Genomic DNA, 16,173 nt, shown 5'->3' on the forward strand with positions numbered 1-16,173 from the left:
GTGGTCAGCCGTCGCGCGAATCCCGGTCCCGTTTGCCTTCCTCCTCGTCCCGCTTCCGGCCTCCCGAGGACTCCAGACCGAAGTCGCCGCGCAATTCCTCAACAATTCCTCGCGGTTTAGTGCGCCGAAAACTCTCCAGCAGATCAAGGACCCCCAACACGGTCAGCACAAAACCGAAGGGCCTACCCTTGAACCATAAGAATTCGATATCAGGAAAGAAAGCGACGAGCACCACACCCGCCACGATCAGGGCAACCCCGAAAACTCTCTTCACAACTGTCGGCATGATTGGTCGACCCTTCCTTGGTCCGCCGCAACCGAAGGCGAGATTGAACTCGAACCCGGTTGCGCAGCTGATGATTTGACGGTTGGAATGCTACATGCAGGCGGTCGACCATGCAGCGCGAGGCTGAAAATCGCCTGTCTGAGCAGGCCGAAATCCTCTGACACCAGATAGTGACCGCCGCGCAGAAACGTCACCTTCACGTCCTCTCCGACTTCCCCCCATCTGTCGAACGCATCTCTGGGGACCAGAGGATCGCGGTCGCCGGCGAAGACTCTGACCGGAACGGACAGTGGGAGTTCCTGCGGTATATGGCGGTACTCGGCGCACATGCGTGCGTCATCCCGCATCAGGCCGAGAAACGGCCGCACCCAGGATGGATGCTGGATCAGCCAGTCGGGGATGCCTCCGATGGCGTGTAGGCGAGTCATCAGCGCGTCGTCGTCGTGCCCGGCCGCGAAGTCGCCCCACGGCACATGGGGCGCACCGAACGCGGCAATCGCCAGGACTTTCGGACGCCGCGCGCTGTGCTGCTCGAAGTGCCGGGTAAGGAGGTAGGCAAGGAGCCCGCCCATACTCTTTCCGAACAACACGAAATCGTCACCTACGTCCCGCTCCAGATCGGCGGCGAGCGCCGGAATCAGCTCCTCAGTACTGCGATGGAGCCTGCTGCGGCCCGAGTTCGAACTGGTTGGCAGAGCGACCGGCATCAATTCCAGACCGGGCGGTGCGTACTGGGCCCACTGACGGAATACGGAGGTGTTGCCGCCCGCGTGATGGAGGCATACCAGTTTCGTCACCGCACACCCCTTCCGCTGCTCATCATTTCAAACAGACGCACTGACAGGGCGGCGACGGTTGGGTTGTCGAACACTATTGACTGCGGCATCCTGCATTCGAGAGTCCGCTGCATTCGGCTTCTCAGCTCGATGGCCCTGAGTGAATCCAGGCCACGGGCGAAGAGATCATGCTCGTCCGAAAGATCGGTTGTGGTACCTCCAAGCACGCGCCCCACCTGTTCCCGTACGTGGGAGAGCAACAGGTCTCTGCGGGTCTCCAGCGGCGACTCGTCGAGTACAGCCCGCAGGCTTTCCCGGGCGTCGGTGTGCTTGCCGCCCGGCATGTCGGCCAAGAGGCCACGCAGTGCGGGTGCATTGCGATCCTCATACCGGTTCCAGTCAGCTGGCAGTACGGCGAGGACGGGATCAGGGCCCCCGGTGGAGAGCAATCTCATGAGGACGGCCAGGCCGTCGAGGGTCGGAATGACATGCTCGCCCCTGCTGACGAGGGCGGCGTTCAGCCCTGCCCGGGCGCTCATGCCGGTCTCCCCCCAGGATCCCCACTGGATCGCGAGCCCAGGCAATCCAAGGCCACGCCGGTAGGAGGCCAGGCCGTCGAGGAACGCGTTCGCCGCCGCGTACGTAGCCTGGCCAGGTGTGCCGAGCAGCGACGACACCGAGGAGAACAGGACAAAGAAGTCCAGCGGGCGGTCGGCCGTCAGGGTGTGCAGATGCCACGCCCCTTGTGCCTTGGGTGCCATGACCCGTGCGAACCGCTCCGGCGACTGCAGCAACAGGACCCCGTCGTCCAGTACGCCGGCCAAGTGCAGCACCCCGCCCAGCGGGGGGAACGCCGGATCGGCGTCGATGCGCGCGAACACCCCTGACAGCGCGTCGTAGTCCGCAACGTCGGATGTGAACGCCTCCACGGTGGCGCCGTCGGCGCGCAGTTGCTCGATCAGGCGACGTGCGACCTCGCCCGGCGGGGTCCGGCCGAGCAGAACCAGATGGCGCGCCCCGGCGTCGCACAGCATCCGTGCCGCCTCCAGACCGAGCCCGCCGAGTCCGCCGGTGATCAGGTACGTGGCGTCGGGGCGTGCCGGGTGCCGCATCGGTGCTGCGGCACCCGGGGCGTCGGCCAGTTCCACGCGGCCGAGCATCTCCACGTGCCTGCGGTGGCCGTCGTAGCCGACCTGGTGGTGTTCGGGCTGCTCCATCGTGGCACTGAGCAGGGCGAGTTCCGCGTACAGCAGGGCAGCCCGGCTCTGACTGTCGGTGCGGGGATCGAGGTCAATCTGGGTGATGCGCAGCTCCGGGTGTTCCGCGGCCGTCACCCGGCCCAGGCCCCACAGTCCGGCACCCGTAGGCCAGGTGACGGGGCGGCTCGCGACGGGCTGGGCGCCATGGGAGACCAGGCAGAGCCGGGGCGCGGCCGCGTCGAGCGCGGCAAGCCGCTGAGTGAGCCGGAGCAGCTGTCCGCCTTCCGCCACGGCGCCGGCACCCGCATCGTCCGTGTCCAATTGGGGGGTGCGGCACAGGACGACCAGGTTGTACGCCGCGAGGTCCACTCCTGCCCTTGCGTCGTCCATGACATCGCAGGTAACTCCATGTAAGCGGGCGAAGGCGGCCGCCTCCTCGCCCAGTTGGCCGTCGGCGATGACCAGCCAGCGGTTGGCGGAGACGGAGGCCGGTTCCGGCAGCGCGGTGGGGGTCCAACGGGTTGAGTAGAGCCAGTCCCGCCAGCTCTCGCGTCGTGCCGGGATCATCGCCTCTCGATCGGCGCGCTTGAGCAGTACGCCGTCCATGGTCAGGATCAGCGTCCCGTCCGGCGCGATCAGGTCGATGTCAGCTCGGAGGACCTCCGGGTCCTCCTCGGCGGTGGGACGCAGCCGTGCATGGCACCAGGCTTCAGTTCCCGCGGAGCTGCTCTCGATGTGGATGCGATCCACACCGAGCGGTACATACGTCCTGCGGCCCAGCTTTTCCGGGTATGTGACGGTGAGTGCGAGGAAGCACGCCTCCAGCAGGACAGGATGGACCCGATGGCGAGACGCCTCGGGGCGCAGTTCCGGGCCGAGGCGTACCTTCGACAGGGCGTTCGGGCCGCACTGCCAGAGCTGGTCGGTGACGTGGAACAGCGGACCGAGGTCGATCTGCCGCTCCTGCTCGCGCTTGTAGATCTCTTCTGGGCGCAGTTCATGGCCGCCGAGTGCGTTCCGCTCCGCGTCTAGCCGTTCGGGCCCGTACGCCCGAGTAGCGCCGGGAGCGGCCACCGCCAGGCTGCCGGAGGCGTGCAGCGTCCAGCCGTGGGCACGCTGGGCTCCTTCGCCCGTGGCCAGGGGGCGGGAGTGGACCTCGAAGGTGTAGGCCCCGTCCTCCTCCGGCTTGAGGGCGACCTGGGTCTGGCGCACGGCCTTCTCATCCGGGAAGGCCATAGCGTGGTGGATGTGGAAGTCCCGCAGCTCGGCGGGGACCGGCCCGAATACCTCGCGGGCGGCGGCGAACGCGATCTCCTGGTAGGCGACGCCGGGCAGTACGACAGAATCGAAGACCCGGTGGTCGTGCAGCCATGACAGTGTGGTCACGCTGGCAACAGAGTCGAACCGTACGCCGCCCTCATCCGCAAGGTCGAGCCGTCTTCCCAGGAGCGGGGCGGTGTGCGAGGCGGCGGTTGCTGTCGCCGGGCCCGGAGCGGCGATCCAGTACCGCTCACGCTGCCACGGATAGGTGGGAAGGGAGACCCGTCGCCGGTCCCGGTCTCCGGTGACCGCGTGCCAGTCGAGGTCGATGCCCCCCTCGTAGAGGCAGCGGACTGCGTCGAGGAGCTGGGCCCACTGGTGGTCTGGCCGCGTGCTGGGGACGAGTGCCGTACCGCGCTCGTCGAAGAGCTCATCGAGGAGCTGCAGCAGTGTCGGCTTCGGGGAGATCTCCAGCAGGGAACCAGCGCCGAGCCCGTGCAGGGTCGCGGCCGCATCGTGGAAGCGTACGGGCCGGGTCGACTGTTCGACCCAATAACGCCAGTGGGCGAGCTCTGGACCGATGACCTTGCCGCTCACCGTGGAAATGATCTCGATGCGGGGCTCATGGTAGGTGACGGTCCGGGCGGCAGCTGCGAACTCGGCGAGAATCGGCTGCATCAGGGGCGAGTGGCAGGCAACAGATATCTCCAGCTTGCGGTGCCGTATGCCCTGGGCGGTCAGCTGGGCGCAGATGTCCTCGATCTCGCTGGAGCGACCCGAAACCACCGTAGATGTAGGACTGTTGACCGCTGCAACGGATGTGTTTGGGCGGAGCATCGGGGCGACGGTCGCCTCATCGGCGTCGACGGCAACCATCGTTCCCGCCTCGGTCAGTTCCCGCATGAGCCGGCTACGTACGTGGACCAGTGTCAGCGCGTCCTCCAGGGAGAACACTCCGGCGAGGCATGCCGCGACGTACTCTCCGAGGCTGTGTCCGAGCATTACGTCGGGCCGTACGCCCCACGACTCCCACAGCTTCGCCAGGGCGTACTCAAAGGCGAACAGCGCGGGCTGGGCGTAGCTCGTCTCGTCGATGGGGGACGGCTCTCCCGGCACGGGGAAGAGCACGGGCAGCAAGGGAAGGCCAAAGCGCGCTCTGAGCAGTTCGTCGCACTGGTCCAAGATGGCCTTGAACACTGGCTGCCGCTGGTACAGCTCGCGGCCCATGCCCGCGTACTGGGAACCCTGGCCGGGAAACAGGAACGCAACCCGGCCGGGCGCAGCGGCCACACTGCCGCTGGGCATTTCCAGCAGCTTCTTCCGGGCCTCTCCGGCGGTCGCAGCGATCACGGCGCGGCGATGCGGGAAGTGGCGGCGGCCAGTGGCGGCTGTGAAACAGACGTCGGCGAAGCGGGCGGTGTCCGAGGGTGAGCCGAGGAAGTCGGCATAACGGCGGGTGAGGTCGACCAGTGCCTGTTCGTTGCGGGCACTCAGCGCGAGGACCTGCATGTCCTGCTCCGCAGAGGGCTGGCGTGTCGGCTCTGAAGTGATCGCGGCCCGCGGAGGTGCTTCCTGGAGCACCACATGGGCGTTCGTGCCGCCCACGCCGAGCGAGGTGACACCAGCTGTGCGCGGACGTCCATCGGTGGTCCAAGGCGCGGTGCCGGTGCTGACCCGGAAGGGGGAGCGGTGGAAGTCGATCTCGGGATTGGGCTCGGAGAAATGCAGGTTGGGTACGAGCATGCCGCGCTCGATGCACAGCGCCGTCTTGATGAGGCCGGCGATTCCGGCAGCCTCGTCCAGGTGTCCGATGTTGGTCTTTACCGAGCCGATGGCGCAGGTGCCCGCGCCTTCCGGTCGGGATCCGAACGCCTCGGTGAGAGCGGTCAGTTCGATCGGGTCGCCCAGGGCGGTGCCTGTGCCGTGTGCCTCGACGTAGCCCACGTCCAAAGGATCGACCCCGGCAGCCTCCAGCGCCTCGCGGACGACCTCGGCCTGGCGCGCCGGACTGGGAGCGGTGAAGCTGGCCTTGTCAGCCCCGTCGTTGTTGACGGCCGAGCCCTTGATGACGGCGATGATCCGGTCGTTGTCCTCGACCGCCTCGTCGAGCCGTTTCAGTACCACGATGCCGCAGCCATTGCCGAAGAGGGTTCCGGTCCCGTTGGCGTCGAAGGTCCTGGTATGGCCGTCGGCGGACATGATCATGCCCTCTTCGTAGAGATAGCCGGCCTCCTGCGGCACCACGATGTGCGCCCCGCCAGCCAGCGCGAGGTCACTGTCCCCTTCCAGCAGGCTCCGGCAGGCCTGGTGGACTGCGACCAGGGATGTCGAGCACGCAGTCTGGACGCCCATGCTCGGACCGCGCAGGTCCAGGGCATACGACACCCTGGTGGCGAGATAGCCGCCGTCGTTGCCGAGCTGGAGCTGGAACTGTTCCAGGTCGGACTCGGTCAGGGCCTTGGCCTGCCCATAGCCAAAGTGCGGGAGCAGATTGTTGAGCAGGTACGTGCTCATCCCGGCGCCGGCGAAGACGCCGACCCGCCCGTCCCGGTCATCGCCAGGAGCGTGCCCTGCGTCCTCCAGTGCCTCCCAGGCGCACTCCAAGAGCAACCGCTGCTGCGGGTCGAGGAGTTCAGCCTCCCTCGCTCCCATGCCGAAGAACGACGCGTCAAACTGGTCGATGTCCGGCAGTACCGCGCCCGCATGCACGAAGTCGGGGTGTGTGGCGATGCTCTGGTCGCGCTGCCCCTCGCCGGTGCCGGGCAGCGCGCCTGCCGACTCCACGCCCTGAAGGAGGTTGTTCCAGAAAGTCTCGATGTCGCGGGCGCCGGGGAAGCGTCCCGCCATCCCAATGATCGCGATGTCCCCGGCGACGCTACGGCGGCGGCGGACGGGCGGCGGGACGATCTCCGGCATGCTCTCACCCAGCGCGTGGGTATTCCGATCGAGGTGGGCCGCGTAGGCCCTGATCGTCGGATGACGCAGCAGGTCTGTCATCGATACGTCGCGGCCCAGTCTGCGGGCGAGCTCCGCCCGCACCACGACCAGCATCAGCGAAGTGCCGCCGAGGTCGAAGAACCGGTCGTCAACAGATATGTCGTCAAGCCGCAGCACACCGCGCCACACATCGGCGAGGAGCTGCTCGATGTCGGTCCTGGCCGCAGCCGCCGTCCGGATCGACAGCCGCTCGAAGGTGACAGGCGGCAGCAACCGCGCTCGGTCGGTCTTGCCGCTCGTGGTAAGGGGCAGTGCAGGCAGCAGGCTGTACGCCTCAGGGAGCATGAGCGGGGGCAGCTTCGGGACGAGGAACGCGTGCAGCACACGTGCGGCGCTCTCGGGCTCCAGTGACCGGCCGGGGACGATATGGGCGACGAGGCGGCGATGTCCGTCGATCTCGTGGGCGAGGACCACCGCCTCCTCGACACCAGGATGCCCCAGCAGCAGCGTCTCGATCTCGCCTGCCTCGATGCGTACGCCATGGGCCTTGACCTGGGTGTCGATCCGGCCGAGGAGTTCCACCGTGCCGTCCGGCAGACGCCGGGCCAAGTCCCCGGTCCGGTAGAGCCGGCCGTCGCCGAATGGATCATCGACAAACTTCTGAGCGGTCAGATCGGGTCTGCCGAGGTAGCCAGGCGACACCCCGGCGCCCGCGACACAGAGTTCGCCCTCCGCGCCTTCGGGCACTTCCTGAAGATCCTGGCTGAGGATGTGGACCCGTACTCCGTCGATGGGCTGCCCGATCGGGGCGATCGTAGGCCAGTTGGCGGGATTGCCGTCCAGAGTGTGGGAGGTGGCGTCCTGGAACTCGGTCGCGCCGTAGTGGTTATGCAGGCGCGCGTCTGTACAGGAGAAGAACTCCCGGATGTGGGGGCCGATCCGCAGCTGCTCGCCAGTCGTGACGACCTCGCGCAGCCGTAGTCTCTCAGGTGCCTCCGCAGCCGCCCGTGCGACGTGTTCCAGCAGGGTGACCGGCAGAAAGAGGCGCTCGATGCGCTCCTCACGGAGGAACTCGACGAGGGCGAACGGGTTACGCCGGACCTCGTCGTCGGCGACGACAAGCGTGCCCCCGAAGCAGAGTGTGGAGAAGATCTCGTGGAAGGAGAAGTCGAAACTCACGGCGCAGATCTGGGCGGTGCGCCTCCCGCAGCTGTCCGGACGGGTGCGGTTGTGCCAGTGAAGGAGGTTGAGCAGGGCTGCGTGGGTCATCACGGCGCCCTTGGGTACCCCGGTGGAGCCGGAAGTGAAGATCGCGTACGCGGGGGCATCAGGCATGTCCCCTTCGACGTCATTCGGTCCGGGCTCGACAGCCACGTGGGCCGCACCCGACAGCGGACGGCAGTGCTCATCGAGGGCGAGGACTGCGGTGGGCAGGCCGGCTGGCAGGGCTGTGCGGTCGGTGACGACCAAAGAGATGCCAGCCGTGTCGATCACGTGGTGGGTCCGCTCGGCCGGATCAGCCAGATCAATCGGCACATAGGCGGCGCCCGCCCGCATGACTCCGAGCATGGCCGCCATGGCTTCGGGGCCGCGTGCCATGCGTACCCCGACGAAATCGCCGTGCCGTACGCCCGCACGCCGCACCGCGGCGGTCACCCGCTCCGTCATCTCGTCGAGTTGGCGGTAGCTGACCTGGCGGGTGCCATGGACGACGGCGGCGGTATCAGCGTGCGGTCCCTGGCCGTGCCGTGCGACCAGGGCGTGCACCCTGGTCGATGGGACCTCGTTCAGTTGGTTCGGCATGGTTCCTCTTCGTGCTTCTTCGTGCGGCCCGGTGCGTACGTCTGGCTGTCGTCAGTCCACAGGCTGGTACGAGACGGAGGGGAAGTAGTCCTCCTTGGCTCCGTCCCGGCGGATGTCCCAGGTAGCGCAGTGCAGGGAACCGCCGTATTCGAAGACGTTGCGGAAGGGGACCGTGAGGACCTCGAAGCTGAGGCTGGAAAGGAGGTCCTGCAGGGGCTTCTCCTGCTCCTCACAGATGACCTTGTCCGGGGAGATGCTCAGTACGTTCATGGAGAGCCACTTGGACGACTGGCAGTAGGCGGGCATCTCGTCGTTGGAAAGCACCGGCTCAGGAGCTTCGATCAGCTTCCAGCCGTCCTTGATGAACATCGGCAGCTCATCGTCACGAAGGGGCCGGTCCGGGTTGGTGAGGATCAGGCCGGGCCGCAGAGGGATGAAGGTGCAGTCAATGTGAGAGGGGAAGTAGTCCAGCGGGAAGTGGACCGGGTGGACCCGGAACCCCTTGGGCTCCAGGGTCCGCTTGAGCCAGCGGATTCCGGCGCGGTTGGTGGTCATGGACTCCTGCACCAGGATGTCGCGCCCGAGGCGGCTCATGTCCGCGGCGTCGAAGACGATCTCGTTCTGGGTGATGCAGAACTCCGACGCGTGCATCCGGGCGTGGCGCTCTTCGAGCGGCCATTCCCAGAAGTCCTGCCGGTACATGTCGTCGGCCATGGTCGGCTTGGGTGCGACGGTCCACGACACCCGGGGGTCCGCCTCCCAGTACTCGTACACGAGCTTCCGGTACGGCTCGTACTCGAAATAGCGGGCCCGGCGCGACATGGTCGCCTCGACCATCTCGTTGCCGAGCGTGATCATCACATCACGCGGGCACACCGCGCAATACTGGTTCTCCACCTCGAAGTGGGGGGTCCGCAGCGGCTGGGAGAAGTCGTGCAACGTGGGGCGGCGCACCGTCACCCCCTGGGCCTCCAAGAGAGCGGCCAGGCCGTCGAGTTCCACCTCAGCGCGGGCTACTGCCTCGGCCGTCTTGCGCCCGGTTGGGAACGGCGCTGTGGCCCGGCCGCGGATCTGCGGCCTGTTGCCGGGCTCGACCGGTTCGAAGGCCGCGCCCGCCGCAGAGCCAACAACCATCTCGCGCAGGGTGTCCCATTCGTTCCACGCATTCACCACAGGCGTATCCGCAGCCATCCGCATGTGCAGTCCTTCCGTTGTCAGTTCGCGACAAGGCCCGGGACGGCCAGGTGTCGGTGATCCGCCCGGCCGTTGAGCAGGTCGCGCACGCGGGTCACGACGACCGACTTGGCCGGCCCGACCAGATCTACGGCGGTGACCTGGTCGACAGCGCACAGGCCGTCGACCAGGAGGGGCAGGCTCGCCGTGTCGAACCACTGCTCCATGAGCATGTACCGATACGCCTCCGGGGAGTCACCCACCCGCTTGCCGGTGCACGGGGAGATGACGGCCGCGGTCGCAGGCCGGAACTCGACGCCGGCCAGGATGTCCTCGAAGGCCGATTTTCCGGGGGCGGCATAGGGGCAGTGCTCGGCCCGCTCGAAGACGTCCAGGACAGCGACGCCGAACCTGCCCAGGACCTGCCGCATCGCGTCGCCGTCGGTGCTGGTGACGCTGATGGCGATCACTCCGGCCCCGAGGTCGACAGAGAGCCACGGCTGCGCGTCGAATGCGCGAAGCGCGTCGACGAGCCGGTATGCGTCCCCCTCCGACGAGGGCAGCACGGCGAGAAACGTTCCGCTACGGCGAGCCTCGTTGGCAGCGATCTGCCGGGTGTTGGTCTCCCAGATCAGCTGAAAGCACGTCTCCTCGGTGATCACCCCGGCGAAGAGCAGGGCGGTCAGACATCCGGCGCTGAGCCCGCCGTACGCCCGCCAGCTCGCGGGTTCGTCTGCCAGACGCCTGATCAGGCTGACGGCCAGCAGCGCCTCATGCACAGTGGAGAGCAGCCCGGTGCTGCCGCCTGCAGGGTCAACCTCGGCCGGGTCGAAGTGGCAGACCCGCGCGGCTCGTTGGAGGTGTTCGTCCGATACGCAGAGGGTGGCTTTCAGTTCGGCCTCGGTCAGCGGGAGCAGCCCTGGCACGACGAGGGCTCGGTCAGAGGTCACCGGTGACGCCACCCGTGACAGGAGTCAGTTCGTACTCCGGATCAAGGGTCAACGACTTCACCACGAAGGCCGAAGGCTCCAGCACGATGTAGGTGTCCAGCTGGAGACTCGTCAGATAGCGGATCACTCCACGCCAGTCGAGGACCGTTGTGAACTGGTCGATCACATGCTGCCGGATGGTCTCACCGCTGGTATACGGGCGGCAATCGTTGATGCTGACCAGGGGGATGGCCGTGTTGCCGTGCGGGGCACGGAACTCCCACTCGTCGGCGAAGCGCTTGCGTACGGTCTCCATCAGAGCACAGTGTCCCGGGAAACTGTAGGGAATCGCCTTGTAGAAGGCGCCTGCCTTTATCAGCGCGGGCTTCATCGCGTCGATGTCCGAGAGTCTGCAGGCTCCGAGGAACTGGTTGCACGACACCGTGGCAGCAAGGTGGAGCAGTGAGTCCAGGCCCTGGGCGCGCAGCTCTTCGAACACCTTGAGAGGGTCACAGTTGTAGAAGAAGACACTAACGTAGTCGGTGTCGGCGAAAACCTCGGTTTCGATGGAGGCCATCAGGTGCGACGTGCGCACCATGTCCTCCAGGGACACCCAGCCGACGGCCGCGGCGGCCGAGAGGAACCCCAGGCTCATCCCGGTCACACAGACTGGCTGTATGTCCCGGCTGCGCAGATCCTGTTGGTATCCGGCAACTCCCATGAGGTTTATCAGCGGGCGCCTAAACCGAGGGTCGTTGACCTCTTCCTCGGTGCCATTTCTGAGGATGGACCTGAAGTCCATCGCCAGGGTGTCACTCGCCAGGTCAAGCATGACATTCATCGACTTCGACAGACCGCGCCGACGTATCTCGTCGTCCACGTGCACCTGAGAGGGAAAGATGTATGCGCCGGTCACACTCACAGCGAGAACCCTTCATCAACGACGACCACTTCACCGTTCATGGCCGCAAAGTCGGCCCCGGCAACGGCCCGGATCACCGAGGCAACCTGCTGCGCCGACACCAACCGCTCCTCAAGACCTGGGGCCATCATTCCGTCGATCACTTGTGCAGGAACCATGGACAGAAGCCGGGTGTCGCGGATCGGGCCCGGGGAGACCGTGTTGAAGCGCACTCCGGCCCCACCCCACTCACGGGCGAAACCGCGCGTCATTGCCTCGAGCGCCGCCTTGCTGGAGACGTATCCGACCGCGCCTACGATGTAGCGCCTGGTGATGACCGACGACACGTTCACCACGGTGCCGCCGCCGGAGCCTGCCATGGCCTGCGCGCTGATCGAGTTGACCTGATAGGCCCCGAAGACGTTGGCGTCGATGACCGACTTGAACTCTTCGGCATTGGACACGGTCGCCACAGCTGGGTTGCCGGCCACGGCGCAGTTCACGACGACGTCGCAAGGGGTGACCCGCGTGAGCAGCTTGCGGATGCCCGTGCCCCGTGTGTCCGGGTCGGGCAGGGTGAGCTGGTGGACCTCGGCCGTCCCGCCGCGCTCGGCGACCGCCGCACCGATCTTCTCCGCCGCGGCTCGACGGCCGTGGTACGTCAGGTGGACCGTTTGCGCGAGCTGCGCGAACTCGAGTGCCACCGCCTGGCCCAGGCCCCCTGTACCGCCGATAACCAAGACGTTCCGGTAGACCGGCGAGTGCGTTTCGCTCATCACTGTTCTCCGCTCAGATGATCCGCGATAGCGCATATGTCGATGCGTCGTGCCAAAGATTCCTTGAGCATCACCAGACGGTCACTGTCACAGCGCCGCCCTACGCGGGGTTGATAATGTTGGTAAGGCTGGTAGTACTCGTCCCGAGTGAGCGACGACTTCAGTGCCGAGACGGTGCCATGAGGTGTCTGCAAGTAGTCCCGGCATACCGCTTCAAATGACATGCCATCGGCTAGCCCCAGTTTGACTGTGGCGTCGTTGTGGACTCCTGTCGTGAACTGGACACGCTGGCAGTTCATAACCTCGAAGAGGTAGTCGATCAGGAGCATCGCCGCCTCCAGGCCGATACCAGTGCGCCACAGTTTCTCATCACCGACGGCGCCCCCGATCTCGAACACCCCTTCACTCAGCCGCCAGAAGTGCACCAGCCCGATGACGGTGCCATGGGAGTCCGCAATCAAGGCCGCACGATTGTGATCGTTCTCCAGCGAGGCGTATTGAGATTCACGGACTAGCCGACTCGACGTACCACGCAGCAGAGTCTCACACTCTGTTGCACTCAGCCATTTCGCCACAGCTCCGAGAGATTCCTCCGAGAAAGGCACGATGCGACACAACAGACCCTTCACAAGGTGTTCGCTATACGTGTTGTAGCTGATCGTGGACGCTTCGCAGCGTGCTGAAGTCCTCGACCTTCAGGTCGTACACCTTGTCGCCGAAGTGCGGCATAAGCGCCGAGGCGAACCGCATTGTGTCCATCGATTCCAGGCCATATTTGTTGTCCGGGCCGAAGACTACGGAGTGATCGTCCGGAACCTCGCCACCGAACCTCTCCCCGAAAAGCTCCAAGAACGCTTTGTGTAGTTCATCCATGAGTCACTCCTCGGCTTTAACATCATTCGGCAGTTGAAAACACAGCGAGCCCCACAGAAATCCTGCTCCGATGGCTCCGAGTACGATCACGTCGCCCGCTTTGGCCCGCCCGTCGGCCGCGAGGCGCCACAGCGCAGTCATCGGTGATGCCGCACCGGTGTTGCCGAGGACGTCAGCCGTGATGGGCACCTTCTCGTAGTCCACGCCCATGGTGCGGACGATGTACTGCAAGAGCCGGACGTTGGCTTGGTGGAAGGCGAAGCCGTTGACCTCGGATGCCTCGACGCCGGCAGCTGCCAGCGCCTCGCTGACGGACTTAGGCAGGCGGGTGGTGGCTTCCTGCCACACCACACGGCCGTCCATTTGGAGGTAGGGGCTGGGGCCTTCATGGCCCGGCGTATCGCGCGCGTGGTTCAGCTGGGACGGCCCCGCCAGGGCGACGGCAGGCGAATAAGCGTTGCCCAGGTCGTAGCTGAGAAGGCCGCCCGAGCCTTCCGTCCTGGTCAGCACCGTGGCTCCCGCCGCATCACCGAAGAAGATCCGGACTGTGCGGTCGCGCGGATCGGATACCCGAGAGGCGCCCTCGGCACACACCACCAAGGCGTTCTGCAAGCCTGGCTCCTGCAGCAGGCAGGAGGCGGTGTGGATGGCGTAGACGGCCGAAGCGCAGGCGTGCTGGGTCATGTCCACGATGCGTGGCGTCTCGATGCCGAGCCGCTCCGCGACAATGACCCCCAGGGACGGCATGATCCATTCGGGCGTACTGCTCGCGACGACGAGCACGTCAATGTCGCGCGCTTCGATTCCCGCGTGGTGAACAGCCTTCTCCCCGGCCTGAATGGCCAGTTCGGTGATGGTCTCGTCGGCACCGAGGAAGCGACGCTCCAGAATTCCGGTCTTCTCTTCGATCCACTCCGGGGTGGTGTCCAGCGTCTCGCACAGCTCAGCGTTCGAAACCACCCGGTCAGGCAGAGCCAGACCCACGCTTCGCAGACTGACTGGGGCGAGTCCCCACTTGGGCACAGTGGTCCCTTCTCACGTGTGTTGACCAAACGGAACGGGTCGGGAAACCGGCGGGCCGGCTGCCTGAGAGAAATTTTCTGCGGGCAGCCGGCCCGCACTACCGTGTCAGCAACCGTCGCTGTTGCTGCTGACAGGGAGCTCGACGCCGTCGGCGATGATCTCGGTGCCCTGAAGGTCGATCACATTGGTGAGGTCCATGGTTGTTCCTCCTCTCGGGGTGTTGATCCGTTAGGAACATCGCCGTTGCCGACGATGGTTTCTGGCGGTGACGCGAGAATCGGTGTTCACGTACGCCACGACGTACCGTCGTGCGCAGCGGTCAGATCCTCCAGCGTCTTTTCCCGCAGAGCGGCGAGCAGCTCTTGACGGTCACCCGGCTCACGCCGGTCCCCGGCGAGAAACGCCGCAAGGTTCGCACAGCAGATTACCGCTGGCCAGTATCCTCCATCGATGAAGAAACGATTCCGGAGAACACCCTCGACCTCGAAATAATCGCGCTCCGTGAGGTATTCGACGAGTACTTCACTGTATGTGGGAACCAGCAACTCCACTCGTTTCACTTCGGACGAGCGGGTCAGCAGGGAAACTGCCTTCCGTATCGACTCCTCAATCAGCTGAATCGTCCACGCCTTGTCATCGCTGGAGGATACGCTCAGCCGGAAGAATCCGGGGGTCTGGCCTGGCGACCAGCTGATCGCGCCGACTGTACAACCGGAACTGCGGACCACGACGTGAGATTTTCGCTCATCCCTCACGATGCGCTGACGCTGTGCGGCAGTTCGCCAGACCGGCCCGTCCGTTGAAACGTAGGAGAACAGTTGAGAGAGCGCTTCGTCAAGAAGTCTCTCATCCCCCTCAGTGAGCACCGGAATGAACTCGAAGTCCACGTCTTTGCGATGACTCACTCTGGCCCCCGAACAGATTGCTTTGCGCGCCTCTTTGGCACTTCCCCGTCGAATTCGTTAATGAACCTATGCCAGTCAGGGTGAGCCGTCAAAGCTCTTGGACTCCGACTCGAACAGCGGTTCTCAGCCCGTCCTGGTTTCTTTGTCCATGGCAGCGGCGCGCTGCTCCAGCTCCAGCGCAAACTCCGTCCACGCCTCGGCATTCCCACGGATGAGTTCCGCCACCGAACCCGCCCAGTGGGCCGGCACATAATCGACGATGCGCCCCAGTCCGGTCTGTTCCATTGGATGCTGATCTAGCCAGCGAAGCAGGGCGCGCCCCGCCTCGTTGAACCGGAGAGACGGGTCATTGCGCAACCGCTGCAGCGCACTCGCGCGGTCCATCGCGGAATCTCGTCGACTTACTGTCGAGGCGAGGGCGCCGGACGGCCGCTGTTCACCGGAACCCTTTCGCCCCTCCGCTGCCACAGCCGCGCGCTGCCTCAGCGGTACAGGATTCTCGCCTTGCGCCAGCCGTTGCCTCACATCACGGACCGTCGAAGGCGCCACTCCAGCAAGCTTGGCGATCTCCCTAAGTGAGAGTTCCGGGCGGTTGGTGAGCAGTTTGCTGGCACGCATACGGCCTTCGACGGTGCTCACCGGACGGGCTCGGCCGTCCCTTCCTACGCGAGCGTTCGACTGCGCATTTTGATCACTCGCCCGGCCTCGGACCGCCCCCACCGTCGCGCCGGACAGGCCAGTAACGGTGGCGATCCGACGGTCCGACCAGTGCGGATGTGTGCTGACGATGCGGGCCGCGGCGGCGGTGCGATCGGCGAGCGAAAGCGGCAGGCCGTGCGCGGCATTCAGGGTGACGGCCAGGACGAACGCGTCACTCTCCTCGCCATCGTAGAACCGCGCTGCAATCTCCTGCAGCCCGAGGAGTTGCGCCGCCCGCACGCGGTGCACACCGTCGATTACCCGCATCGTCAGGCGGTGCACGATGATTGGCGGAGGGACGCTACCCGTGTCCGCCAGCAGCTGTACATGGTCGGAGTTCACACCGACCACTCGAGGTGAACTGTCCAACCTCAGTGAGTCGATGGCCAGGGATACGACCTCTTGGTCTACCTCATCGGCCACTTTGAGCACGTCGGAGCCGGCATCACGATTCATGGCATCCCCCTTGCGCCAGGCGTCCGCAGAGCAGGCCCCCCCTGTCATCGCGTGATCGCCTGGCGTCATAACTGTTTTCGCATTCGCGGCCCTTACGGCCAGTTTGATCATGGATCAATCAAACTTTGGTCATGATCAGCCAAACAGGGTGACAGTGGACAGCGCAAGATCGGTTAT

12 protein-coding genes are annotated in these 16,173 nt (G+C 65.5%); all 12 read right to left on the minus strand.

The annotated features are described in order from the left end of the window. Positions 1-4 precede the first annotated feature (4 nt). The 12 genes from K7396_RS05295 to K7396_RS05350 all read right to left on the minus strand — a co-directional run bounded on the left by K7396_RS05295 (position 5) and on the right by K7396_RS05350 (position 16,107). Positions 5-286: a DUF202 domain-containing protein gene (locus K7396_RS05295; protein ID WP_086719655.1), complete on the minus strand. Its 282-nt coding sequence runs from the start codon at positions 284-286 to the stop codon at positions 5-7. Then, positions 271-1,083 (minus strand): thioesterase II family protein, encoded by an 813-nt coding sequence (locus K7396_RS05300; RefSeq protein WP_086719654.1) that lies wholly within the window; start codon positions 1,081-1,083, stop codon positions 271-273. Before K7396_RS05300 ends, K7396_RS05295 begins: the two co-directional genes overlap by 16 nt. Further along, a complete protein-coding gene (locus K7396_RS05305) occupies positions 1,080-8,261 on the minus strand; it encodes a type I polyketide synthase (protein ID WP_086719653.1) in 7,182 nt (2,393 codons plus the stop codon). The genes K7396_RS05300 and K7396_RS05305 overlap by 4 nt, the downstream gene beginning before the upstream one ends. 51 nt (positions 8,262-8,312) lie before the next feature. Then, the gene (locus tag K7396_RS05310; RefSeq protein ID WP_373866973.1) at positions 8,313-9,395 is read right to left on the minus strand and encodes a glycine amidinotransferase; all 1,083 of its coding nucleotides are present in this window, start codon (positions 9,393-9,395) and stop codon (positions 8,313-8,315) included. Positions 9,396-9,475: 80 nt separating this feature from the next. After that, positions 9,476-10,384 carry a hypothetical protein gene (locus tag K7396_RS05315; protein WP_143589177.1) on the minus strand — a complete coding sequence of 303 codons (909 nt, stop codon included), beginning with the start codon at positions 10,382-10,384 and terminating at the stop codon, positions 9,476-9,478. Next, positions 10,374-11,243 (minus strand): ACP S-malonyltransferase, encoded by an 870-nt coding sequence (locus K7396_RS05320; protein ID WP_143589176.1) that lies wholly within the window; start codon positions 11,241-11,243, stop codon positions 10,374-10,376. Before K7396_RS05320 ends, K7396_RS05315 begins: the two co-directional genes overlap by 11 nt. Positions 11,244-11,281: 38 nt before the next feature. Then, positions 11,282-12,040: an SDR family NAD(P)-dependent oxidoreductase gene (locus tag K7396_RS05325; RefSeq protein WP_158101162.1), complete on the minus strand. Its 759-nt coding sequence runs from the start codon at positions 12,038-12,040 to the stop codon at positions 11,282-11,284. Next, complete coding sequence (locus K7396_RS05330; protein WP_223659667.1) at positions 12,040-12,669, minus strand: GNAT family N-acetyltransferase; 630 nt, start codon at positions 12,667-12,669, stop codon at positions 12,040-12,042. The genes K7396_RS05325 and K7396_RS05330 overlap by 1 nt, the downstream gene beginning before the upstream one ends. 10 nt (positions 12,670-12,679) lie before the next feature. Beyond that, positions 12,680-12,913 carry a hypothetical protein gene (locus tag K7396_RS05335; RefSeq protein WP_086719648.1) on the minus strand — a complete coding sequence of 78 codons (234 nt, stop codon included), beginning with the start codon at positions 12,911-12,913 and terminating at the stop codon, positions 12,680-12,682. Positions 12,914-12,916: 3 nt separating this feature from the next. Further along, positions 12,917-13,897 (minus strand): 3-oxoacyl-ACP synthase III family protein, encoded by a 981-nt coding sequence (locus tag K7396_RS05340; RefSeq protein WP_158101160.1) that lies wholly within the window; start codon positions 13,895-13,897, stop codon positions 12,917-12,919. 323 nt (positions 13,898-14,220) lie between these two features. Beyond that, positions 14,221-14,823 carry a hypothetical protein gene (locus K7396_RS05345; protein WP_086719646.1) on the minus strand — a complete coding sequence of 201 codons (603 nt, stop codon included), beginning with the start codon at positions 14,821-14,823 and terminating at the stop codon, positions 14,221-14,223. 141 nt (positions 14,824-14,964) lie between these two features. After that, entirely contained in the window at positions 14,965-16,107 is a 1,143-nt protein-coding gene (locus tag K7396_RS05350) for a ParB/RepB/Spo0J family partition protein (protein WP_208629140.1), read from the minus strand. Positions 16,108-16,173: the final 66 nt, after the last annotated feature.

The organism is Streptomyces angustmyceticus, from assembly GCF_019933235.1.
Lineage (GTDB): Bacteria > Actinomycetota > Actinomycetes > Streptomycetales > Streptomycetaceae > Streptomyces > Streptomyces angustmyceticus.

Bases quoted from the DNA above. Each gene is read 5' to 3' on its own strand.
- K7396_RS05310 (WP_373866973.1), bottom strand. From the start codon at position 9,395: ATGGTTGTTGGCTCTGCGGCGGGCGCGGCCTTCGAACCGGTCGAGCCC.
- K7396_RS05335 (WP_086719648.1), bottom strand. From the start codon at position 12,913: ATGGATGAACTACACAAAGCGTTCTTGGAGCTTTTCGGGGAGAGGTTC.
- K7396_RS05350 (WP_208629140.1), bottom strand. From the start codon at position 16,107: ATGATCAAACTGGCCGTAAGGGCCGCGAATGCGAAAACAGTTATGACG.
- K7396_RS05325 (WP_158101162.1), bottom strand. From the start codon at position 12,040: ATGAGCGAAACGCACTCGCCGGTCTACCGGAACGTCTTGGTTATCGGC.
- K7396_RS05305 (WP_086719653.1), bottom strand. From the start codon at position 8,261: ATGCCGAACCAACTGAACGAGGTCCCATCGACCAGGGTGCACGCCCTG.
- K7396_RS05295 (WP_086719655.1), bottom strand. From the start codon at position 286: ATGCCGACAGTTGTGAAGAGAGTTTTCGGGGTTGCCCTGATCGTGGCG.